The sequence below is a fragment of the Alteromonas pelagimontana genome (assembly GCF_002499975.2).
Taxonomy (GTDB): Bacteria; Pseudomonadota; Gammaproteobacteria; order Enterobacterales; family Alteromonadaceae; genus Alteromonas; species Alteromonas pelagimontana.
Map to the genome: position 1 here is coordinate 3,306,636 of NZ_CP052766.1, position 22,123 is coordinate 3,328,758.

The 22,123-nt window shown below is 46.2% G+C and carries 22 protein-coding genes and 1 other RNA gene; 15 read left to right on the top strand and 8 right to left on the bottom strand.

Annotated features, from left to right (window positions below):
* Window positions 1-260 precede the first annotated feature (260 nt).
* The 3 genes from CA267_RS14560 to CA267_RS14570 are packed head-to-tail and all read left to right on the top strand — an operon-like array spanning window position 261 to window position 3,481.
* On the top strand, window positions 261-527 hold the full coding sequence (locus CA267_RS14560) for an OadG family protein (RefSeq protein WP_075610545.1): 267 nt from the start codon (window positions 261-263) through the stop codon (window positions 525-527).
* A 17-nt stretch (window positions 528-544) separates the two neighbouring features.
* Window positions 545-2,347, top strand: a complete 1,803-nt coding sequence (gene oadA, locus CA267_RS14565) for a sodium-extruding oxaloacetate decarboxylase subunit alpha (protein WP_075610544.1) — start codon at window positions 545-547, stop codon at window positions 2,345-2,347.
* Between the two features lie 3 nt (window positions 2,348-2,350).
* The gene (locus CA267_RS14570) at window positions 2,351-3,481 is read left to right on the top strand and encodes a sodium ion-translocating decarboxylase subunit beta (RefSeq protein ID WP_075610543.1); all 1,131 of its coding nucleotides are present in this window, start codon (window positions 2,351-2,353) and stop codon (window positions 3,479-3,481) included.
* Here the strand turns inward: CA267_RS14570 and CA267_RS14575 are convergent.
* From CA267_RS14575 to pspF, 6 genes are read right to left on the bottom strand one after another with little or no spacing between them, the layout of a single operon-like run.
* The gene (locus CA267_RS14575) at window positions 3,478-4,284 is read right to left on the bottom strand and encodes an ATP-binding cassette domain-containing protein (protein ID WP_075610542.1); all 807 of its coding nucleotides are present in this window, start codon (window positions 4,282-4,284) and stop codon (window positions 3,478-3,480) included. The two genes, CA267_RS14570 and CA267_RS14575, sit on opposite strands and share 4 nt — an antisense overlap.
* Complete coding sequence (locus CA267_RS14580; protein WP_075610541.1) at window positions 4,281-5,276, bottom strand: peptide ABC transporter ATP-binding protein; 996 nt, start codon at window positions 5,274-5,276, stop codon at window positions 4,281-4,283. Before CA267_RS14580 ends, CA267_RS14575 begins: the two co-directional genes overlap by 4 nt.
* Entirely contained in the window at window positions 5,276-6,169 is an 894-nt protein-coding gene (locus tag CA267_RS14585) for an ABC transporter permease subunit (RefSeq protein ID WP_075610540.1), read from the bottom strand. Before CA267_RS14585 ends, CA267_RS14580 begins: the two co-directional genes overlap by 1 nt.
* On the bottom strand, window positions 6,156-7,187 hold the full coding sequence (locus CA267_RS14590) for an ABC transporter permease (RefSeq protein WP_075610539.1): 1,032 nt from the start codon (window positions 7,185-7,187) through the stop codon (window positions 6,156-6,158). Before CA267_RS14590 ends, CA267_RS14585 begins: the two co-directional genes overlap by 14 nt.
* Window positions 7,184-8,788, bottom strand: coding sequence for an ABC transporter substrate-binding protein (locus CA267_RS14595; protein WP_075610809.1), 1,605 nt, complete (start codon window positions 8,786-8,788; stop codon window positions 7,184-7,186). Before CA267_RS14595 ends, CA267_RS14590 begins: the two co-directional genes overlap by 4 nt.
* 17 nt (window positions 8,789-8,805) lie before the next feature.
* A complete protein-coding gene (gene pspF, locus CA267_RS14600; RefSeq protein WP_075610538.1) occupies window positions 8,806-9,918 on the bottom strand; it encodes a phage shock protein operon transcriptional activator in 1,113 nt (370 codons plus the stop codon).
* Between the two features lie 199 nt (window positions 9,919-10,117).
* Between pspF and pspA the strand changes: the two genes are divergently transcribed.
* From pspA to maiA, 9 genes are all read left to right on the top strand, one after another.
* Entirely contained in the window at window positions 10,118-10,792 is a 675-nt protein-coding gene (pspA, locus tag CA267_RS14605; RefSeq protein ID WP_075610537.1) for a phage shock protein PspA, read from the top strand.
* Window positions 10,793-10,878: 86 nt separating this feature from the next.
* The gene (gene pspB, locus CA267_RS14610) at window positions 10,879-11,118 is read left to right on the top strand and encodes an envelope stress response membrane protein PspB (RefSeq protein ID WP_075610536.1); all 240 of its coding nucleotides are present in this window, start codon (window positions 10,879-10,881) and stop codon (window positions 11,116-11,118) included.
* Complete coding sequence (pspC, locus tag CA267_RS14615) at window positions 11,115-11,561, top strand: envelope stress response membrane protein PspC (protein WP_075610535.1); 447 nt, start codon at window positions 11,115-11,117, stop codon at window positions 11,559-11,561. The genes pspB and pspC overlap by 4 nt, the downstream gene beginning before the upstream one ends.
* Window positions 11,562-11,752: 191 nt before the next feature.
* Window positions 11,753-12,553: a phenylalanine 4-monooxygenase gene (gene phhA, locus CA267_RS14620; protein WP_075610534.1), complete on the top strand. Its 801-nt coding sequence runs from the start codon at window positions 11,753-11,755 to the stop codon at window positions 12,551-12,553.
* 135 nt (window positions 12,554-12,688) lie between these two features.
* A complete protein-coding gene (tyrR, locus tag CA267_RS14625) occupies window positions 12,689-14,245 on the top strand; it encodes a transcriptional regulator TyrR (protein WP_075610533.1) in 1,557 nt (518 codons plus the stop codon).
* A gap of 204 nt (window positions 14,246-14,449) precedes the next feature.
* Entirely contained in the window at window positions 14,450-15,544 is a 1,095-nt protein-coding gene (hppD, locus tag CA267_RS14630; protein WP_075610532.1) for a 4-hydroxyphenylpyruvate dioxygenase, read from the top strand.
* On the top strand, window positions 15,537-16,697 hold the full coding sequence (locus CA267_RS14635; protein ID WP_075610531.1) for a homogentisate 1,2-dioxygenase: 1,161 nt from the start codon (window positions 15,537-15,539) through the stop codon (window positions 16,695-16,697). The genes hppD and CA267_RS14635 overlap by 8 nt, the downstream gene beginning before the upstream one ends.
* Window positions 16,698-16,705: 8 nt before the next feature.
* Complete coding sequence (locus CA267_RS14640) at window positions 16,706-17,716, top strand: fumarylacetoacetate hydrolase family protein (protein ID WP_075610530.1); 1,011 nt, start codon at window positions 16,706-16,708, stop codon at window positions 17,714-17,716.
* Between the two features lie 37 nt (window positions 17,717-17,753).
* On the top strand, window positions 17,754-18,407 hold the full coding sequence (maiA, locus tag CA267_RS14645) for a maleylacetoacetate isomerase (RefSeq protein ID WP_075610529.1): 654 nt from the start codon (window positions 17,754-17,756) through the stop codon (window positions 18,405-18,407).
* 27 nt (window positions 18,408-18,434) lie between these two features.
* Here the strand turns inward: maiA and CA267_RS14650 are convergent, their stop codons facing one another.
* Window positions 18,435-18,902 (bottom strand): Lrp/AsnC family transcriptional regulator, encoded by a 468-nt coding sequence (locus tag CA267_RS14650; protein ID WP_075610528.1) that lies wholly within the window; start codon window positions 18,900-18,902, stop codon window positions 18,435-18,437.
* Window positions 18,903-19,092: 190 nt separating this feature from the next.
* Between CA267_RS14650 and CA267_RS14655 the strand changes: the two genes are divergently transcribed.
* Window positions 19,093-20,151: a Glu/Leu/Phe/Val dehydrogenase dimerization domain-containing protein gene (locus CA267_RS14655; RefSeq protein ID WP_075610527.1), complete on the top strand. Its 1,059-nt coding sequence runs from the start codon at window positions 19,093-19,095 to the stop codon at window positions 20,149-20,151.
* An 87-nt stretch (window positions 20,152-20,238) separates the two neighbouring features.
* An RNA gene (gene ffs, locus CA267_RS14660) (signal recognition particle sRNA small type) lies at window positions 20,239-20,335 on the top strand.
* Window positions 20,336-20,347: 12 nt separating this feature from the next.
* On the opposite strand, the gene CA267_RS14665 is transcribed toward ffs, so the two are convergent.
* Window positions 20,348-20,623 (bottom strand): late competence development ComFB family protein, encoded by a 276-nt coding sequence (locus CA267_RS14665; protein WP_075610526.1) that lies wholly within the window; start codon window positions 20,621-20,623, stop codon window positions 20,348-20,350.
* 119 nt (window positions 20,624-20,742) lie between these two features.
* On the opposite strand from CA267_RS14665, the gene CA267_RS14670 reads away from it, so the two are divergent.
* A complete protein-coding gene (locus CA267_RS14670; RefSeq protein WP_075610525.1) occupies window positions 20,743-21,837 on the top strand; it encodes a tryptophan 2,3-dioxygenase family protein in 1,095 nt (364 codons plus the stop codon).
* Window positions 21,838-22,123 lie beyond the last annotated feature (286 nt).

Here is a 22,123-nt window from a genome sequence, read left to right on the forward strand (position 1 = left end):
CATTCAAGCGCCTTAACCAGAGGTGACTTAGTACTCGCTGAGGGATCGGACTGATACTGTGAATTTTATCCCTGCTCGTTGCGGATCTATTCTCCTGCGTGACATTGGTTTGAAAGGCCTGGGAATTCCTGCATCAATGCGGATTAGTATTATTTGACAGGTTCCCATATCACTATTATTTCGGCATAGTGACTGCTATTGTTCCGTTTGTACGCGATGGGATGATAATTATCGAAAGACTCAATGCATAAGGTGATGTCATGGAAGCGCAAACTATTGGCAATTTACTCAAAGAATCTGCCGTATTAATGGGCGTAGGAATGGGGGTTGTTTTTGCTTTTCTGGCACTGCTGATTGGTGCTATTACGGCTATTGCCAAATTGTGTGCACGCTTTCCACGCAGCGAATCAGAAACATCAGGTAAACCTGAGAGTCACCCGACCTTGAGCCACAATCCGACAATTGATCATCATACTGTCGCGGCAATCACTGCTGCACTTCATGCACATCGCAATAAGCCCCGCTAACCGTACAAGGAGTTATCATGTCTAAACCTCTGGCTATTACTGAACTGGTACTGCGAGACGCCCACCAGTCGCTCCTTGCTACCAGGCTACGCATTGAAGACATGTTGCCCATCGCTAAACAACTAGACGAGATAGGCTATTGGTCTATCGAATCGTGGGGAGGCGCCACATTTGACGCTTGTATCCGCTATCTGGGAGAAGATCCCTGGGAGCGGCTTCGGGCACTGAAAGAGGCAATGCCAAAGACGCCTCAGCAAATGCTGTTACGGGGACAAAACCTGCTGGGTTATCGCCATTACGCTGATGATGTTGTGACTCGGTTTGTCGAACGCGCTCACACCAATGGCGTCGATGTCTTTCGGATTTTTGACGCAATGAATGACATTCGGAATCTTCAAACTGCCATTAGCGCTACCATTAATTGCGGCGCTCACGCTCAGGGGACGCTTTCTTACACGGTCAGTCCCATGCACGATACTGATGGCTGGGTGGATATGGCCAAACAGCTTGAAGATATGGGCGTTCATTCTATCTGTATTAAAGACATGGCAGGACTGCTCAAGCCCTACGTCTGCGAGGAACTGGTAACGCGTTTGAAGCAGTCAGTGCAGGTTCCTATCGCCATGCAATGTCATGCTACTACCGGGCTTAGCACCGCAACATATCAGAAGGCTATTGATGCTGGCATTGATATGGTAGATACGGCTATATCTTCTATGAGCGGAACTTACGGTCATACTGCTACTGAGACTATCGTTTCTATTTTAGAAGGCACAGAGCGCGATACAGCGCTTTCTCTTGTGGAACTTGAAAAGATTGCCGGCTATTTCCGACGGGTACGAAGGAAGTACAACAAGTTTGAAGGAAGTTTGAAAGGCGTTGATGCCAGGATTTTAATTGCGCAGGTACCCGGCGGCATGCTGACAAACATGGAGAACCAGCTTAAAGAGCAAGGCGCAGAAGACAGATTTGATGAAGTATTACACGAAATTCCTAAGGTAAGAGAAGATTTAGGTTTTATTCCTCTGGTTACACCCACATCGCAGATAGTAGGCACACAAGCGGTGCTGAATGTACTTACTGGCGAAAGATATAAAAGCATTAGTAAAGAAACTGCGGGAGTATTAAAAGGAGAGTACGGGCGCACGGCCGCACCGGTAAATCAGGAACTGCAGCAACGGGTGCTCGATGGCGCAGAGGCAATTACCTGCCGCCCAGCCGACTTAATTAAACCTGAAATTGAAAAGCTAACTGCAGAATTAGACGAATTGGCTCAACAAAAATCGATTCGTTTAGCGAGTGAAAAAATTGATGACGTGCTGACCTACGCCCTGTTTCCGCAAGTCGGGCTTAAGTTTCTACAAAATCGCGGCAACGTTGAAGCATTTGAACCGGCACCGACAGATGACAATAGTAAGCATAATGTCATTGCAGAAAAAGAAGACGGGTTGCAAGACTCTACCACCGATACAGGCTCAGCCACTTATGATGTCAAAGTCGAAGGGAAAGTTTATCGCGTGGAAGTGGCGGCTTCTGGAGCGCTGACAAGTGTTGAACCTACTTCATCTTCTCCACAGAAAACCGAGCCGATGGCAGCAAAACCTGGTGGCGCTACTGTAGATGCGCCTCTGTCCGGAAATGTCTTTAAGCTGTTGGTTGCCAGCGGAGACTCCGTAGCCAAGGGTGACATCGTAATGATTCTGGAAGCCATGAAAATGGAAACCGAAATACGCAGCGCCGTAGAGGGAACGGTGCAGCAGATTCTGGTGAAAGAGGGAGATGCGGTTTCAAACGGTCAACCATTGATACAGTTGCAGTAGAGCATGGAAAAGTTAAATATACTTTGGCAGAGCACGGCGCTGGCGCATTTTCAAATCGGACAGTTAATCATGATGGGCGTAGGCGGATTACTGCTGTACCTGGCGATAGTAAAGAAGTTCGAGCCGCTGCTGTTGCTGCCAATCGGTTTTGGCGCGCTGTTAACCAATATTCCGCTAGCGGGTTTTACCGAAGCCAACGGGCTGCTGCATTACATCTACGCAGTTGGAATCGACACCGGTATATTTCCGTTGTTGATATTCATGGGTGTTGGCGCAATGACCGACTTTGGTGCTCTTATTGCCAATCCGCGAATGTTGCTGTTAGGCGCTGCGGCACAATTTGGTATTTTCGCAACACTTTTCGGGGCTATTGCGCTTAACTTTATTCCCGGCTTTGACTTTTCTTTAAAGGATGCAAGCGCTATTGCTATTATCGGCGGTGCAGATGGTCCTACCGCAATATTTCTGGCGTCGCGGCTAGCCCCTGAGCTGCTGGGTGCGATTGCCGTTGCCGCGTATTCGTACATGGCGTTAGTGCCAATTATTCAACCACCCATTATGAAAGCGCTGACTACCAAAGAAGAGCGGCAAATAGAAATGGCGCAGTTACGCCATGTTTCTCAGCAAGAAAAAGTCATTTTTCCGCTGGCAGTATTGTTTCTGACTATTTTGTTTCTACCTAGCGCTACGCCATTGGTAGGCATGTTCTGTTTCGGTAACTTAATGAAGGAAAGTGGGGTGGTAGAACGTTTAAGTCATACTGCTCAAAATGAACTGATAAATATCGTGACCATTTTTCTCGGGCTGGCGGTAGGCTCAAAACTGTCGGCAGAAAAATTCCTGACTCTAGAAACCCTGGGTATATTGGCGCTCGGCGCTACCGCCTTTGCTATTGGTACTGCGTCGGGGGTGCTTATGGCAAAACTAATGAGTAAGTTTAGTCGCACAAGCATTAACCCGTTAATTGGTGCGGCAGGCGTTTCTGCCGTACCCATGGCTGCACGAGTGGTAAATAAAGTCGGACTTGAAGCCAATCCTCACAATTTCCTGTTGATGCATGCCATGGGGCCGAACGTTGCAGGCGTGTTGGGTTCTGCTGTTGCCGCGGGAATTTTACTGGCGCTGGTAGGTTAGTTTAGCGTTTGCTGAGGTACCAGAGACTGATACGCCAGAATCAGCTTTTTCGTCATCTCATGTTGAGGCCATCGGAAGATGGTCTCGGTCTTTCCTGATTCGACAATTTGTCCGTTATCCATAACAATGACTTTGTCAGCAATATGCCTGACGATCCCTAAATTATGAGAAATAAAAATAAACGCCAGACCCATTTCCTCTTGTAGCTTCAAAATCAGGTTCACCGATTGAGATCGAATAGAGGGATCTAATGCCGCAAACGGTTCGTCGGCGACCAGAATTTTAGGTTGCAGAATAACTGCACGAGCAAGAGCTATTCGCTGCTGCTGACCATCTGACAACATGTGGCGATAGAAATAGTAATGTTCGCGAAGTAATCCCACTTTAACCAATGTATCTTCAATTGCGGCTTTACGTTCATTTTCCGTCATCTTGGTGTTTAGTCGCAGCGGCTCATCCAATATCATACCCGCGGGAATTCCAGGATTCATGGCCTCGCTGCTGTGCTGGAAGATCATGCGAATATCATTGCTGCGATTGTAGCTTTTTGTAGTTTTTTTGCGGGCGGCGTTGTAACGCTCATTACTTAAATGAATTACACCTTCATCGGCAGCGACAGCGCCTACCAGCATTTTTGCCAACAGGGATTTACCAGACCGATTTTCGCCAATGATGGCAATAGTTTCGCCACGCTTAACCGATAGTTCAATCGGCCCGAGCTCAAACACCTCTGGTTTTTTTAACCATTTTTTCTTACTGCTATGCCTGAAAATCAGCCCCTGAACATGCATTATCTCGCTCATAGTTTTTCCATATGCAGCGGGAAATGACAGCTATACGTGTGATCATGAATCCGCCGAACTGCCGGGGTGACCACGCAGTCTTTTTGGGCGCGCGGGCAACGCGGGCCCAACCGACAACCAATGGGTACATGTTGGAGTGATGGAATGGTGCCTTCCAAAGTGGGTAACGTAGATTTCGGCGGCAGATCCTTACGAAAGCTTGGGGCGCTATCCAGTAAGGCCTGGGTATAGGGATGCAGTGGGCGCTTACGAACACGCTTCATCTTTCCAGATTCCACCGTTTGACCACAATAAAGCACAGTCAAAGTGTGAGACATGCTGGCTATGGCGAGCAAGTCATGGCTAATAAACAATATTGACAGGGATTTCGTCTGATTTAACTGCGTGAAAAGTTTCAGCACTTTGGTCTTTGTGGTTGTCTCCATACCCCGGGTGGGATCGTCGGCAATAAGCAATTTCGGTTGGGACACGAGTGCCATGGCAATCATGAATTTTTGCCCGGTGTCAGTAGGGATCTGATGAGGATAGGCATTTAAGTAATGCTTATGCTGCTTTATTCCTACTTTGTGCACAGTACTGATGGCGGTTTTTCGACGACTTCTTTTACGTTCCCAAAACCAGGTGCCTTCCACCAGTTCGTCAGGAACACTTTCTTCCAATTGCTCGCCCAGCGTGGCTGAAGGATCTAACGCGGTAATAGGATTTTGGAATACTACTGCGATGTCTCTGCGCATTATCTCGCGGCGATCTTCGCTGCTCATCGTCAGCAGGTTTTCTCCTCTCCAGCTCATACGATCTGCCGTAACCCGCCATTGCGGAGGAATAGCGCCGGAAATGGCCGAAACAATCAGGCTTTTTCCTGAACCCGATTCGCCAACAAGAGCACGTATTTCGCCCGTGTTGATGGTTAAGTTTACCTTGTCCAGCGCTTTCACGTAACCGGCACTGGTTTCCATTTCCAGTGTCATATTTTTAATATCAAGCATTGGCATTAGCGGCTTATCCTTTTTCTGAGGGCTGAGCGCAAACCGTCACCGACGATATTAATAGCTAGCACCATTAAAAAAATTGAAAGACCAGGAAGAGCGACATTCCAGGGTGCCAAATAGGCGACATCTAACCCATCAGCAAGAATGGCACCCAGTTCAGGCAGAGGCGGTTGTGCGCCAAGATTAAGAAATCCCAGGGCTGAAATATCAATAATGGCGATAGAAAGCGCTAGCGTACCCTGTACCACCAGCATCTCAATCATGTTGGGCAAAATAGAGTGAAGAAACAATTGATAATAGCTGGCCCCGTCGAGTCTGGATGCCAGTACATATTCCTTTTTCATCTCTGCTCGTACAAAGGAGCGGGTGTGATGGACGAACTGAGGAGTAAGCGCCAGCGTTATTGCCCACATGCTGTTGATAAGACCGCTGCCCAATATTGCCACAATAATAATAGCGATGAGCAGGGTAGGTATGGCCATAAGAGCATCTAGCAGATGATTAATAATGCTGGAACGAACGCCGCTTAACATACCGGCTAATGTGCCCACGGCAACGCCAATCACCATGGCTAATATCACCAGCACCAGACTGGTTCCGAAAGTTACCCTGCAGCCATAAATGATGCGGGAAAAAACGTCTCGCCCTAATGCGTCAGTACCGAACAGATGAGAAATTGACCCATTTACCTCCCAACTGGGCGGGATGAGCAATGCATCAATGTTTTGTTCAAGAGGAGCGTACGGCGCCACAAGAGGAGCAAACACTGAAAAAAAGAAGAACAGGCCTAACACCATAAGCCCGACAAAGGCTACATGACTGGAACGGAACTCCCTCCACGTTCTATGCCAGGGCGAAGGATGGTATTCTTCTTCGTATAAACTAAACTGTGCCACGTTCGAATTTTTCTCTGCTTGGATCGATTACGCGATTAAAGAAATCAATGAGTATGGTTAAAGTGACAACCACTGATGCTACGGCGAACATACCTACACGTAGAGCCGGGTAATCTCGTTGATATATGGCTTGAATAAGCCAGTTGCCAATACCTGGCCAGGAAAAAAGTGTTTCTACAATCATGGCATTGGTTATGAGAGTTGTAATCTGCATTGCCATTAACGGTAATATGGGCAGTAGCGCGTTTCGCAATATGTGTTGGGTGAATATCTGCCATTTTGATAATCCGCGAGAGCGGGCAGCAGTGATATAAGGCTTATTTAATACTTCGATTATGGATCTACGGGTAATTCGTATCATTGATGCCGTGGTAATAATGGCGATGGCGAGTGTCGGCAATACCAAATGCTGTAGCGCATCTTTATAGGCGAGCGCTTTATCGATGTTATCAGCCAGCATGATATCTATCATCACAAAACCGGTGTGGTTGGGAACATCAAACAAAAGACTTATACGACCGGAAAGTGGCGCAATACCCCATTGCAAACTGAATATCAGGATAAATATTAACGCCAGCCAAAAAACAGGGAAAGAATAACTTATCATGCTGACAGAATTTATTGCGTAATCACCTGCTGTATAGCTTCTTAAACCCGCATAGCAGCCGATAGGAACGCCAATGACCAGAGCGATGAACATAGCATAGGTACTAAGTTCGATAGTGGCGGGCATGGCGATGCCTATTTCTTCCCGTAGCGGCAAGCCAGAAATAAAACTATAACCCCAATCGCCGCTGAGTAGTTGCTCCAAATAATAAATAAACTGAAATACGTAAGGCTGATCTAACTTAAATTGCCGGATTAGCGCATCCCGCTGCATATTATTTTGAGGCGTAATTCCCGTCAGGTTTACCAGTACATCACCGGGAAATAAATACGCGAGCGAAAAGGATAATATCGCCAGAACCAGCAGCGTTAGTACAAACAGCGTGATATACCGGGTTAAAATTTTAATCACAATTCCTTCGTCACTCCACCGAATCTAACCCCACCATACGGGTTAATCACCATACCCTGCAGCTCCTTGCGATAAGCTTGATAACGATAAGCATGAGCAATAGGTACAACCGGTAATTGCTCGTGTAACAGGCGATTTACTCTTTGATAAATAGCTTTACGTTGTTCCATATCTTCAGTCTGCAGAGCGCGATTAAGCAAATCATCGTACTGCTTATTGCACCACATCGCACGATTGGTTCCAGAGGGAATGGCGCCGCAGCTTAATAGAGGACGATAAAAATTATCGGGGTCGCCATTATCTGCAGACCAACCAATAAGTACCGAGTCATGCAGCCCTTCACGCAAGTGGCGGCGAAATGTTGTCCAGTCGTAGGTCACAATATTGGCACGGATGCCGACATCAGCTAGATAGCGCTGAATAAGTTCTGCCATTTTAGCTGCGTTAGGATTATAAGCCCGTTCCACTGGCATAGCCCAGATTGTCATGGTAAAGCCAGGTTCTATTCCTGCTTCATCCAATAATTTTCTGGCTAACACAGGATTGTAAGGCGTATCTTCAGCATCGCTTTGGAAGGCCCAGCTTGCCAGGGGTAGCAGGGTTTTGGCACGGGTTGCGCTATCAAAATACACGGCTTCCAGCAAGGTGTTTTTATCTACTGCATACGCTAGCGCCCGGCGCACATCAGGGTTATCAAAAGGCGGGCGCTGAGTATTAAAAGCCCAAAAACCTACATTTAAGCCAGGCTTTTCAGCCAGCGCCAGACCTTCCCGGTTACGAATAATGTCCAGCTCCGTTTGTGCAGGAAAAGCGATGGCATCACACTCGCCAGTGATGAGTTTTGCCATACGAATAGAGCTTTTGGCGGTGATGTCGTAAATCAGCCGTTCAGCGCTGTTCCCTTCACCCCAGTATAAATCGTTGCGGTGGTAACGAATGAAATGATCTTTACGGTAGCTTTCAAACTGAAATGGACCAGTGCCGATAGGAAAGTGGTCAATTTGCTCTGGAACGCCCGCTTCCATAAGGCGTTGCGCATACTCTTCAGATAAAACAATGGAAAAATCAGTGGCTAAGTTTGCCAGAAAAGAACTGTCTCTTTCGTATAATTTCACCTTTACGCGGTAGCCGTTTATCCGCTCGACATTAGCAATGTTGTCAGCCAAACCAATGCTTTCGAAGTAGGGATAGCGACCGCCGGATACATTGTGATAAGGATGTGAAGGGAGCCGCCACCGGTTAATGCTGAAAATCACATCGTCAGCGTTGAAATCTCGCGTAGGCGTAAAATAATCTGTGTGATGGAACTTCACACCCTGCCTGAGTTGAAAAGCATAGGTTAAACCGTCGTCTGAGACTAACCAGCTACTCGCAAGGCTCGGCACGATGTGGCCAGTTTCAGGTTCAAAATCGAGTAAGCGGTCATAGATTTGATGCGACGTGGCATCAGATGTGGTGCCGGAGGTATCTAGCTGAGGGTTGAAATTCACCGGATTACTTTCAGAACAGTAAATAATGCCTGACCGGTAATAGGCATCTTTTTCAGTGGGCGAACAGCCGCCTACGAATGCGAGAGCAACGATAATAAAAACCCAAAGCATCGCCTGCGCTGCAGCCATTAACATGACTCCACGGATTCAGCGGAAGAATCGAGCAAATTGTATTTTTTCAAGTAACCGCGTAGCTGGTGATACGTCAGGCTAAGTTTGTCCGCCGTCTTCTTCTGATTATACTGACTGTCTGCCAATGCCTGACGAATCATGTCGATTTCGAACTGTTGTGAGCGTTCTTTTAAGTCGATAGGATATTCAACGTCTATACGCTCCGCTGCAACAGGCTCATTGGCGGAAGCTCTTTCTGCCGGAGGTGGGGGAGGTGTGGCTACAGCTTCAGTTGCAACCGTTTGCGAAAGCTTCTGAGCAGGCGCTTTAATACGGGAGCTTGGCCTAAATGCTGACTCGAAGGGATCAAGAATCACCTCATGCACCGGAAGGTGCGGGTTATTGCAACGGTACACAGCGCGTTCAACAACATTTTTGAGTTCTCGAATGTTCCCCGGCCAGTGATAGTCTAACAAGGTACGCTTGGCTTTTTCAGTAAAGCCGCTGAACAATTCCATTTCCATTTCGCGTGCCATATTAATGGCAAAAGTTTCAGCCAATAGTAAGATATCTTCGCGCCGCTCCCTGAGCGGAGGAATGGTGATGACATCAAAGGCAAGCCGATCAAGCAAATCAGCGCGAAACTCGCCAGCTTCCGCTAGTGCGGGTAAATCTTCATTGGTGGCAGCAACTAAGCGCACGTCGGTTTTCAACGTTTTGCTGCCGCCAACTCTTTCAAATTCCCCATATTCAATAACACGAAGCAGTTTTTCTTGCACCAGACTGGGTGTATTTGCCAGCTCATCTAAAAATAAGGTACCGTTATGGGCAATTTCGAAGCGGCCTTCCCGGCGTTTGGCTGCGCCAGTGAAAGCGCCTGCTTCATAGCCGAATAGCTCGCTTTCCAGCAGATTTTCATTTAACGCTGCACAGTTAAGTTTCACATAATTCTGATCCCAACGCTGCGAAAGGTAATGAAGACGAGCAGCGACCAGTTCTTTGCCGGTGCCGCGTTCGCCGATTACCAGCACAGGCTTACTCAGAGGGGCAATTTGTGAAATCTGTTCAAGTACCTCCAGGAAACTATTTGCCTGGCCCAACAAATTTTCCTGTTGGCGAAATCTACTCATTATATTCCTTAAAATTTAGTCATTTCGACTAAATAGTAGTGTAGATGAAAAAGTGTCCGCTTACGACAACTATTTAGTTTCTAAAATCGCGTTATAATACATAAGGTTAAAAACTTACGAAGTTGGCAAGTATATTGAATAGGTATATTCAACCTATGCCATTGTGCATATCCCTTAAGACGAGTTAGAGGTAATAATTATGGGTATCTTCTCGCGTTTCACTGACATAGTGAACTCTAATATTAACGCATTACTGGATAAGGCTGAAGATCCAGAGAAAATGGTTCGTTTGATCATTCAGGAAATGGAAGACACGCTGGTAGAGGTACGTTCAGCCTCTGCAAAAACTATTGCCAGTAAAAAGGAAATTACAGCGCAGATCAATAAGTATGAATCTGATGCGAGTGACTGGGCCGCGAAAGCAGAACTGGCGTTAAGCAAGGATCGTGAAGACTTAGCGCGCGCAGCTTTACAGGAAAAGAAAAAGTCTGCAGAAGCGGCAGCCACGCTGACACAAGAATTAGCCGGTGTGGAAGAGCAAATCTCTAAACTTCAGGATGAAGTTTCTCAACTCCAGGATAAGCTGGCCGATGCTAAGAGTCGTCAAAAAACGATTATTATGCGCCAGAAAACGGTGAGTTCGCGGCTGGAAGTCAAACGCACGTTGGACAGTTCAAAAGTAGATGCTGCCATGGGTCGCTTTGAACAGTATGAGCGAAAAATTGATGATCTTGAGTCTCAGGTGGAAGCTTACGATTTAGGCAAAAAGACGTTAAATGACGAATTTGCTGAACTGGAAGGCAGTGAGAAGATTGATGAAGAACTTGCTGCACTGAAAGCGAGATTAAATAAAACTAACAACAACGTGGAATAAGTCTCTGTTGGCTCCCTGTTGCTATGATCACGGCAACAGGAGCGCCAAGAATGCGAGCACATTAAAATTATCGGAGGTAATGAAAAATGGATGACGGAATTTTAGCGTTAATCATAGCCCCTTTAATCCTGTTTACGATTTTTGTAGCACCAATTTGGCTGATTTTGCATTACAGAAGTAAAAGACAGGTTAATCAGGGACTAACGGCAGAAGAATACGCGGCGTTACAGGAATTAGCCGAGAAGGCCGAAAAAATGTCTGAACGGATCCAGACATTGGAAGCGATTCTCGACAATGAGTCCCCGCAGTGGAGGAACCGCGCATGAATCATCGTAAACAGTTGTTCAGAGATACGGAAAATGCACGTATAGCAGGCGTATGTTCTGGTGTGGCTAATTATTTTGGTATTGAAAGATGGCTGGTTCGCATATTATTTGTCACGGCATTTTTTTTGCTCGCCGGAGCTTTTATGGTTGTAGCCTACGTTGCTGGATGGTTTATCCTGGATAAAAAGCCTATAAACCTTAATGAAGAGCTGGTAATAGATCCTTTCCACGAAGGCAAGGGCTGGCGCAATAAAACCAGCGATGCGGGTAAAGGTCATAAGGTGGAAGTAAAGCGTAACGTATGGCAAGCAGGGGAACCGCCCAAACAGGCATTTCGCGATATAAGCGACCGGTTTAAGGATTCTGAACTTCGTCTTCGCAATATGGAAAAATATGTCACCTCCAGAGAATTTCAGTTAAACCGGGAAATTAGCCGGCTTTAATACGCTTAAAATTTGCTACAAGGCAGCGCCCGCTGCCTTTTCTGTTGCGCGGTCTTTTTATAGCGCGACATAATCATAATGTAAATATATTGTTACGTAAGACAGCTGCGCAGGTTTACGTACTTTCCTTTCTCGGCCTTCGATTTTCATTACACTAGACGGTAACTTAGGATTTACGCAAAGGTTAAGTTATGTCGAAATCTACGCCGTACCAATCGCGTCAATCAGATGCGCATGGGAAGATAGCCTGGAGCGATGAGGAAAACCAAATCTGGGACGAACTGTGCCATCGACAGTTAAATCTCCTTCAGGGTAGGGCATGTCAGGAATATCTTGATGGTCTGGAGCTGCTTCATCTTTGTAAAGGCGGCATTCCGCAATTACCCCAAATCAATAAAACACTTAGAGCTTGTACTGGTTGGGAAACTGCTGAGGTACCAGCACTCATTAACTTTACGGCGTTCTTCACGTTGCTGGCGAACAAGCAGTTTCCGGTGGCTACGTTTATCCGCAATCGCGCTGAATTCGATTACCTGCAAGAGCCGGATATTTTCCACGAAGTGTTCGGTCATTGTCCGCTGCTCACTAATCCCGCATTTGCGCATTTTACCCATACCTACGGTAAGCTGGGGCTGGCCGCTAACAAAGAGGACAGAGTTTACCTCGCGCGACTTTACTGGTTTACCGTAGAATTTGGACTAGTAAGCACCTCGCAAGGAACGCGCATTTATGGGGGAGGAATTCTCTCTTCGCCGGGTGAAACCTTATATGCGCTTGAAAGTGACACGCCACTTCGCAAACCGATGAATCCAATTGATGCGCTGCGAACGCCTTACCGCATCGACATCATGCAGCCCTTATACTACATACTTGATGATTTCGGTGACCTGTTCACTCTTGCAGAGGCTGACATTATGGCTTTAGTCGCAGAGGCAAAACAAAAAGGGTTGTTTGAGCCTCTTTTTGCACCCAAAGAAAAACAAGCCGGGTAGTAAATCAGCGGCAGGGTTACTTGCCGCTGGCAGTAAAACCTCTCTACCTATCCTTTATATCATCCCAATTTTTCTACTTTTACTGTTATAAAAATGTGATATGCTGTAAAAATAACTTTACATGAAGAATTGGTTATGCGTTTAGAGATTAGTTGTCAGGACCGTCTTGGGATCACTCAGGACGTGTTAGATATTCTTGTAACTCACGAAATAGACTTGCGCGGCATTGAAATTGACGAAGGAGGTAAAATTTTTCTCAATTTCCCTAACATTGAGTTTGCCGACTTTCAGCATTTAATGCCTCAGATTCGCCGCATAAACGGCATAGATGACGTTAAAACTACTCCCTATATGCCCGGCGAGAGAGAGCGAAACCAACTCTCTGCCATTTTGCGTACTTTACCCGACCCGGTGTTTTCAATTGATACTAAGGGGTGGGTGGTAATGTGTAATGATGCGGTTACCAGCGGACTTGAAATGACCTTTGATGATGTCGAAGGGACAGACATTCAGGAACTGGTAAAGGGCTTCAATTTCATGCGTTGGATGGAAGGAAAAAATACGCCCGCCCAATCCACCAAGGTAAAGTTTATTCAGCAAGATTATCTGGCAGATATATTACCCATTGTAGTGCCTGATGGGGAACATCAGACAATAATGGCAGGGGCGGTAGTCATACTGAAATCAGAAATGCGATTAGGGCAACAGTTCAGCGCCTTCCATCAACCGGAAACTGACAGTTTTGACGATTTCGTAGTTGCCTCACAGGCCATGCGTAAAACCATAAAAGAAGCCAAGCAGATAGCGGACTTAGATGCGCCTATTCTCATTTTTGGCGAAACCGGTACAGGAAAAGAGATGATTGCCCGCGCCTGTCATCAAGCCAGCCGGCGCAGCCAGGGTGAATTTTTAGCACTTAACTGTGCATCATTACCTGACAGCGTGGCAGAAACCGAATTATTCGGTTACGCCGCGGGCGCATTCAATCAGCCTACAGGCAAAGCTGGACTGTTAGAGCTGGCTGCTGGCGGTACTTTACTGCTTGATGAAATTGCTGATATGTCTGCGCAGCTTCAGGCCAAGCTTTTGCGGGTATTGGAAAACGGCGAGTTTCGACGGGTGGGTGATAATAAGACGGTAGCAGTTGATGTGCGATTCATGTGTACAACATGTCGGGATCTGGGGCAGCTGGTGGAAGATGGCCTGTTTAGAAAGGAGCTGTACTACCGTTTGAACGTGCTAAGTCTTGTCGTTCCCTCTCTTAAAGAACGACGTCCCGATATTGTCGCCCTGGCAGAATCTTTTATTTCGCAACACAGCGGCAAATTGGGGCGGCGTCCGGCTAAACTAAGTAAATCCTGTGTAGAATTTCTGCAGCAATATCCGTGGCCGGGTAATGTCAGGCAGTTACAGAACGCGCTTTATCGCGCACTTTCTTTGTTAGATGGCAATGAAATTACCAAGGAAGATGTTCAGTTGCCGGACTGCGCACCCAGCGTCACCTATATTGACGAAAATTTTGATGGGACCCTGGACGAGGAAGTAAAAAAGTTTGAAAAGGAATTGTTGCGAAGGCTATATCCTTCTTATCCCAGTTCTCGCCAATTGGCGAAAAAGCTGGGTTTGAGTCATACCGCAATCGCCAATAAGCTGCGCGATTATGGTATCAATAAAGCCACTGTAAAGCTTTAGATACGCTCTGTCCGTGTAGATTTACGCTTTACTTCGACGGTAAAGCGTGAATTCTGCCTCTTTCCCCTCTGATCACCCCTTCTCGTCAAGATTAATGTACGCATTCTCCTTTCTTTTGTTCTTGCTCCTATAATTGTGGGGGCTGGCTTGTTTGTTAATAATGATGTTTAGTATGAAAAATAATTGTTAACAAGGGCCGAAAAAATGGCAAACGCAGATTATTCGTATAACCCACTTGGATCAGACGGATTCGAATTTGTTGAATATACCGCTGCTGATGAACAGGGCATTAATGCGTTAAAAACGCTTTTTACTTCCCTGGGTTTTGCCGAAGTGGCTCAACATAAATCCAAGCGCGTGTGGTTGTATAAACAAGGCGATATTCATTTTATCGTCAATGCTCAACCCGCTTCTCAGGCCGAAGAATTTGCACGTTTGCGCGGCCCCAGTGTGTGTGGAATGGCATTTCGTGTGAAGGATGCAGGAATAGCGCTGGAGCATGCGCTGGCAAATGGAGCTAAAAAGTTTGTCGGTAATCTAGGGCCGATGGAGCTCAACATTCCCGCTGTGTATGGCATTGGTGAAAGTACATTATATTTTATCGACAGATACGGCGATGCGAATATCTATGAGGTAGATTTCAGATTTTACGATGGATGGGAAGAAAAAGTTGCAGCGGCGGATGCCGGGCTGGAGTTCATCGATCACCTCACTCACAATGTGCGCCGCGGAAATATGGCGGTGTGGGCAAATTTTTACGAAAAAATTGGCAATTTTCGTGAAATCCGATACTTCGACATTGAAGGCAAGCTGACGGGGCTGGTAAGTAAAGCCATGACATCACCGTGCGGGAAAATCCGCATTCCTATCAACGAATCTTCAGATGATAAATCACAAATTGAGGAGTTCATCAAAGAATATAAAGGGGAGGGCATTCAGCACATTGCGCTTTCAACCAATGATATTTATAGAACAGTTGCCGATCTTAAAGCTCGTGGGTTGGCATTTATGGATACACCAGACACCTACTATGAAGCAGTTAACGAACGAGTAGAAGGCCACGGTGAAAGTCTTCAGCAACTTCGGGATCTGCGTATTCTTATTGATGGCGCTCCTATGAAAGATGGAATTTTACTACAAATTTTCACTGATACCGTTATCGGCCCTGTGTTTTTCGAAATCATTCAACGCAAAGGCAATGAAGGTTTCGGCGAAGGTAACTTTAAGGCATTGTTCGAATCTATCGAACAGGACCAAATTCGGCGCGGCGTAATTTCACAAGAGCAGGAAAATGCGTAACTGGATCTCCTTTCCCACAAGCCAGGGCACGCACTCCCGCCAGGCTCACGCCGATTTTCCTGAAGAAGGGATTTACGAACGGGAAATTGGGCGTAGCGGCTTTTTTGGTCCTGCCGCTCATATGCATCATAAGCATGCACCTACTGGTTGGATGGAGTGGGAAGGAGAATTGCGTCCGCGGGCCTTCGATTTAAATAATTTGAGCAGCAAAGGGTGTAAGTCTGATTCTACGAGTCCTTTTGGTGCTCCCCTTATATTGAGCAATGCGCATTGCCAGTATCGGCTGTGGCATTGTGCGAAGCCAATGACAACGCTGGCACGTAACGCAGACGGCGACGATTTGTTGTTTATTCACGAAGGTGAGGGAACGCTGTTCTGTGACTACGGGCATTTACCGGTAAGCCAAGGCGATTATATTGTAATACCGCGTTCGACCATGTGGCGTTTAGAGCCTGCCAAGCCAATGCAACTGCTGATGATTGAAGCGACTAATGATGCTTATCAGTTACCGGAAAAAGGGATGCTTGGCGGACACGCAATTTTTGACCCTGCAGTGTTAGACACGCCTCAAATTAATGACGCATTTCTGGCTCAGCAGGACGAAGATACCTGGCAGGTAGAAGTTAAACGCCATCAGCAGGTATCACGCATCACCTATCCTTATAATCCATTAGATGCTATCGGGTGGCACGGCGATTTGAGTGTAGTGCGTTTAAACTGGCGAGACATTCGCCCCATCATGAGCCATCGCTACCATTTGCCGCCATCTGCACATACTACGTTTGTGGCCGCACGTTTCGTAATTTGTACTTTTGTGCCCCGGCCAATTGAAAGTGATCCCGGCGCGCTTAAGGTTCCTTTCTATCACAGTAACGATGATTACGATGAAGTGCTTTTTTATCATGAAGGCGATTTTTTCAGCCGTGACAATATCGAAAGAGGGATGGTGACATTCCATCCCGCTGGCTTTACCCACGGCCCCCACCCGAAAGCATTTGCTGCCGGCCGCGCCCATAAGAAAACCTTTACCGACGAAGTTGCCGTTATGCTTGATACCCGTGATGCCCTGACAGTCGGTGATGCTGCAAAAGCGGTGGAAAACCCCGACTATGTATATAGCTGGCGCGCTCAAGACAGTGAAACACAGAAATAGGAATATTCATGAAACTGGCGACCTATAAAGACGGCTCCCGCGATGGGCGATTGATGTTGGTCTCAAGAGATTTACAGAGAACATGCGATGCATCTGATATTGCCGCCACGTTGCAACAGGCGCTGGACAACTGGCAGCACGTTGAAGATGCACTTCAACAGCGTTATAAACAGCTAAACGACAATGTTGTTGAGAGCGAAGCGTTTCAAGCAGCACGTTGCGCATCTCCGTTACCTCGCGCTTTTCAATGGGCGGATGGGAGCGCTTACGTTAATCACGTTGAACTGGTGAGAAAAGCCAGAGGCGCTGAAATGCCCGAAAGCTTCTGGAGCGATCCACTAATGTATCAGGGAGGCTCAGATGACTTTATCGGGCCTTATGACGACATCATCCTACCGAGCGACGAATGGGGCATTGATTTCGAAGGTGAAGTGGCTGTTATTATTGATGACGTGGCGATGGGCTGTTCGGATATTCAGGCGCTGGAGAAAATAAGACTGGTGATGTTGGTCAACGATGTATCGCTACGGGGATTGATTCCAGGCGAACTTGGAAAAGGATTTGGCTTTTTCCAGTCGAAGCCAGCTTCAAGCTTTTCTCCGGTAGCCGTGACGCCTGATGAGCTAGGCGATGCTTGGCGAGATGGAAAACTGAGCTATCCCCTGCGTTCTACTTACAACGGCAAACTGTTCGGAAAACCCGCCGCCGGTGAAGATATGACATTCCACTTCGGCCAACTGATTGCCCATGCAGCGAAGTCCAGAAATCTTCGCGCAGGTGCGATAATCGGATCAGGAACGGTATCCAACAAACAAGGCACTGATTACGGCTCTTCAATCGACGAAGGTGGAGTAGGATATTCCTGTATTGCTGAGGTTCGCATGATCGAAACCATTCGAGATGGGAAGCCTTCCACGCCTTTTATGCAATTTGGCGATCGCATTCGTATCGAAATGCTGGATGAAACAGGTGTGAGTATTTTCGGAGCAATAGACCAGCAGGTAAAACCTTTAAAATAGGTTATGCTTGAAAGAGCCTGCATAGTAAGGAGGCATAATGAATCTAACTTTATACGGATATTGGCGCTCATCTGCCTCTTACCGAGTACGAATTGCGCTAAACCTGAAAGGGTTAAAATATAACTATGTACCTGTTCACCTGGCAAAAGACGGCGGAGAGCAACATTCAGAGCACTATCAACGCTTAAATCCGGCTCGCTTGGTGCCTACGCTGGTTCATGAAGATGAAGACATTATTCTCACACAATCGCTCAGTATCATTGAGTATCTTGATGAGCGTTATTACGATGCTTACCCGTTGCTTCCAAAGCATACGCTTGAACGGGCCAGCGTGCGGGCTTTGGCGCAGGACATTGCGTGTGATATTCAACCGTTGGGCAATCTTCGTGTGTTAAACGCCCTTAAAAGTCAGTTTAACGCCAGTGATGACGCCACTACGCAGTGGGTAAGAAAGTGGACAGAAACAGGCTTTCGGGCAATCGAAAGCCGCCTGCAAACGCAGGCGGGGAAATTTTGCTTCGACTTTGATGTGACTCTGGCGGATGTATGTCTGGTGCCACAAGTCTATAATGCCCGGCGGTTCGGAGTTAACATGCACCAGTTTCCGCTGATTAGCAAGATAGCAGAAAATTGCAATGCACTTGATGCCTTTAAACAGGCGGCCCCGGAAAATCAAACTGACTCTCAGTAGAGCGCCGCAGATTCAAGGCCGGATTGCTTATTGATTTTTGATGGGTAATTCGGTGGTGTTTTTTACCTGCTTTAGCGCGAATGTGGAACTGAGATGATCGACCAGCGGTAAATGAGTAAGCTTTGTCTTCAGCAGAGATTCATATTCCTCAATACTTTCTACTACTACTTTTAAAAGATAATCCTTTTCGCCACTGGTAGTGTGGCATTCAACAACTTCATCTATGGATTGAACTGCGTTCTCAAAGTCAGTGAGTGAGTCTCCATCATGATTTTTCAAAGTGACAAAAATAAAAACCGAGACCCCAAGGTTAAGCTTCTTGCTATTTAACAATGTCACTTTGCGCAGGATTATACCGTCGGCTTCCATACGTTTGACTCTACGCCAGCAGGGCGTATGAGATAACCCCACACGCTGACTTAAATCGGCCATTGATATCGTTGCATCCTGCTGTAGAACGCGAAGTATCTCGCGATCAAATTTATCAAGTTTCATGTAGGGGAAGCTCTTAATTATTGTGATGGGTATTATATAATAAAATCAAATCTAGGATATACATCCTAGCACGAGGAAGAATAATAAGAGCTTCATTGCTGCTTGTAAATTCCGCTCTTAAACTTAGCAAGGTACGTCCTCAAGCTGTTACGCTAAGATAACGTAAACTTTTTGCAACGAATGAGCCCGTATGTCTGTTTTTGATCACCCTGAATTTGCCAACCATGAACATGTGGCGTTTTACCGCGATGAAGAGGCGGGTCTAAGTGCAATTATTGCCGTCCATAATACCAATTTGGGTCCTGCTCTGGGTGGTTGTCGCATGTGGCCGTACATTGATAGTGCGGAAGCGCTGACAGATGTATTACGTCTTTCTAAAGGCATGACTTATAAAGCTGCGATGGCTAACCTAAAGTTGGGTGGCGGTAAGTCCGTTATTATCGGCGACCCACGTAAGCAGAAAACCCCGCAGATGATGGCAGCAATGGGTAAGTTTGTTGATTCTTTAGGTGGGAAGTATTTTACGGCTGAAGATTCAGGGATTGCAGTAACAGATCTTCAGCAAATGGCAGAACATTCCCAGTATATTGCGGGTACCAAAGCGCAATATCATTATGCTGGCGAACAACCTGATGGAAATCCTGCGCCTTCTACGGCATATGGTGTGTTTGTTGGATTGAAAGCGGCGGTCAGTTACGCGCTTAAAAGCGATCTTAAAGGGATAAAGGTTGCGATCCAGGGAATGGGACATGTTGGTTATCGTTTAGCTAAACATTTGCATGAAGCAGGCGCTGAATTATTTGTAACAGACATTTATCCTGAAGGGGTAGAGCGTGCCGTTAAAGAATTTAATGCAACCGCAGTGGCCCCAGAAGACATTTATACCTTAGACGTGGATGTCATTGCGCCCTGTGCGTTAGGCGCATCTATCAATGATGAAACCCTACCTACCATAAAAGCCAAGGTAATTGCTGGCGCGGCCAATAATCAATTGGCGCGAGAAGATATCGGTGATGTCTTGCGTGAACGCGGCATTTTGTATGCACCAGATTATGTAATTAATGCTGGCGGCGTTATCGATATTTACCATCAACGCATGGAATCTTCCTCCAATGACGCCATGCGCGAGCATATTGAACAAATCGGCGAGACATTGAATGAAATATTCGAAAGAGCCGAAACAGAACAAAAAGCCACCAATCGTGTAGCAAATATGATTGCTGAGGAACGATTTACCGGCAAAGCTTGAAAGTTAACGCGCACTTGTTCATAATGCGCCGCTCCAATGGTAAGTCGCTTTCAGCCTCTCGCCATTGAGCAAGTTTCTATGGTGGGCTTTTGGTCCTCTCGCAATGATACTCTGTGGACTCGGTCAGGCCCGGAAGGGAGCAGCCGCAGCAGACGACTCATGTGCCGGGATGTGGCTGGAGGCCTGCCACCCTCTCTTAAGCAGGCTTTCTTTCCTGCGACTGATTTAAAAAGTTAATCGCTTTCTCTACGGCATATTCCACGTTCATCTCCATTTGCTGGCGTTCGCTTTGCGGCAGGTAAAAAGCCATATCCACTTCGTATCGAATGTACCTTGGCGGTACCTGGTTCAATGCAAGGCAGCACAAATCAGCTATATAATCAGTAGATTTATCTTTATCCAGCTTTAATTTTGCGATTCGTTCAAGCACCAGGTGTTCGTAATAATTGTGAATGTCGTCATCCAACTTCATGATGGTTCCTTTAAGTTACAGCAACAGAACAGTTATCTCTCTTCTATATAGCCTGTTTACTGTCGAAGTCGAGGGGGGAGTGTTAAAATTTTTAAAATTTACGACAATGTAGAAAGACTATGAAAAGAAATTTAACTCCCGTGTACTACGGTGACTATCTGCAACTGGATAAAATTCTGGGGGCGCAATCACTGGAGAGCACTCGCTATGGCGAAACCGCCCACGACGAAATGCTGTTTATTATCGTGCACCAGGTGTACGAGCTATGGTTTAAGCAGGTGTTACATGAACTGAATGCGGTCATAGATATATTTAATCAGGAAGAAGTGAAAGATCAGCAGCTTATAACGGTGGTTCATCGTTTACACCGTATTATTCAGATACAGCAGCTGATGAACGATCAAATTAGCGTGATGGAAACCATGACGCCACAGCAATTTCTCGCTTTCAGAGATTATCTGGTGCCGGCATCAGGCTTTCAAAGTATCCAATTCAAACGCCTGGAAATTTCGCTCGGATTGAAACGTGAATTCCGTATCGATTTTGATAAACAAAGCTTTTATAACCGGCTGTCAGAACAAGACCGGGCGCTGTTGGAAAACCTTGAAAAGAAACCCAGTTTGTTCGAGCTTATCGAGAACTGGCTGGCGCGCATGCCGTTGCTAAAGCGAGATCAGTTTGACTTCTGGCAACATTATAAAGCGGCAACAGACACATTGCTCGACAATGACAAAAAGACCATTTATCAGAATGACACGCTTACTGAAAAAGAAAAACAGCAGGAGCTGCGCGACTGGCAATCTACCCGTGACAATTTCGACGCGTTATTCGATACGCAAAAATACGCTGATCTGACTGAGCAAGGCACGTTTCGGCTAAGCCAGCAAGCCATGCTGTCAGCGCTCTTTATCAAACAGTATTCTGAAGAACCCATTTTCAACCTGCCTTTTCAGCTAATTACCGCACTAACAGATATCGACGAGAAGCTGACTATCTGGCGCTACCGGCACGCCATGATGGTACAACGCATGCTAGGAACAAAAATCGGGACAGGCGGCTCCTCGGGTCACCACTATCTTAAAAAGACCACTGAATCGAACAGAATTTTCGTCGACTTCTTTAACATGGCAACGTTTTTACTTCCGAAAGAAATGTTGCCGGAACTGCCTGATTCAATAAGAAAATATCTAGGGTTTTATTTGGGCCAAAATTAGCCAATCTTGTTTTAGTAGTTCGCAAGACTTGCTCAGTAAATAATAAGAATGGGTTTTGCTCTAAAAATTGTAAAAATATATCAATTATTCGAAGTAACTTGTTATATTTTTTGTTTCTGTATGTAAATATTTACATTTAATGGAGGATTCTGAGAAATAATTGGAACTTTTCTGACAATCCGGTAGGTGCACAGTTGACCCTTCTTACTTTCTTTGTTTATTATCGGGTCAGGTTTAGGCCGTTCAAAAGAATAAGTCGCGCTCAAGCGATTCTAAAAATTAATAA

Bases quoted from the DNA above. Each gene is read 5' to 3' on its own strand.
- CA267_RS14655 (WP_075610527.1), top strand. From the start codon at position 19,093: ATGTCTGTTTTTGATCACCCTGAATTTGCCAACCATGAACATGTGGCG.
- CA267_RS14580 (WP_075610541.1), bottom strand. From the start codon at position 5,276: ATGCCAATGCTTGATATTAAAAATATGACACTGGAAATGGAAACCAGT.
- phhA (WP_075610534.1), top strand. From the start codon at position 11,753: ATGTCGAAATCTACGCCGTACCAATCGCGTCAATCAGATGCGCATGGG.
- pspB (WP_075610536.1), top strand. From the start codon at position 10,879: ATGGATGACGGAATTTTAGCGTTAATCATAGCCCCTTTAATCCTGTTT.
- CA267_RS14670 (WP_075610525.1), top strand. From the start codon at position 20,743: ATGAAAAGAAATTTAACTCCCGTGTACTACGGTGACTATCTGCAACTG.
- CA267_RS14665 (WP_075610526.1), bottom strand. From the start codon at position 20,623: ATGAAGTTGGATGACGACATTCACAATTATTACGAACACCTGGTGCTT.
- CA267_RS14640 (WP_075610530.1), top strand. From the start codon at position 16,706: ATGAAACTGGCGACCTATAAAGACGGCTCCCGCGATGGGCGATTGATG.
- CA267_RS14650 (WP_075610528.1), bottom strand. From the start codon at position 18,902: ATGAAACTTGATAAATTTGATCGCGAGATACTTCGCGTTCTACAGCAG.
- CA267_RS14575 (WP_075610542.1), bottom strand. From the start codon at position 4,284: ATGAGCGAGATAATGCATGTTCAGGGGCTGATTTTCAGGCATAGCAGT.
- CA267_RS14595 (WP_075610809.1), bottom strand. From the start codon at position 8,788: ATGCTTTGGGTTTTTATTATCGTTGCTCTCGCATTCGTAGGCGGCTGT.
- pspA (WP_075610537.1), top strand. From the start codon at position 10,118: ATGGGTATCTTCTCGCGTTTCACTGACATAGTGAACTCTAATATTAAC.
- oadA (WP_075610544.1), top strand. From the start codon at position 545: ATGTCTAAACCTCTGGCTATTACTGAACTGGTACTGCGAGACGCCCAC.
- pspF (WP_075610538.1), bottom strand. From the start codon at position 9,918: ATGAGTAGATTTCGCCAACAGGAAAATTTGTTGGGCCAGGCAAATAGT.
- CA267_RS14635 (WP_075610531.1), top strand. From the start codon at position 15,537: ATGCGTAACTGGATCTCCTTTCCCACAAGCCAGGGCACGCACTCCCGC.
- CA267_RS14560 (WP_075610545.1), top strand. From the start codon at position 261: ATGGAAGCGCAAACTATTGGCAATTTACTCAAAGAATCTGCCGTATTA.
- CA267_RS14570 (WP_075610543.1), top strand. From the start codon at position 2,351: ATGGAAAAGTTAAATATACTTTGGCAGAGCACGGCGCTGGCGCATTTT.
- maiA (WP_075610529.1), top strand. From the start codon at position 17,754: ATGAATCTAACTTTATACGGATATTGGCGCTCATCTGCCTCTTACCGA.
- hppD (WP_075610532.1), top strand. From the start codon at position 14,450: ATGGCAAACGCAGATTATTCGTATAACCCACTTGGATCAGACGGATTC.
- tyrR (WP_075610533.1), top strand. From the start codon at position 12,689: ATGCGTTTAGAGATTAGTTGTCAGGACCGTCTTGGGATCACTCAGGAC.
- pspC (WP_075610535.1), top strand. From the start codon at position 11,115: ATGAATCATCGTAAACAGTTGTTCAGAGATACGGAAAATGCACGTATA.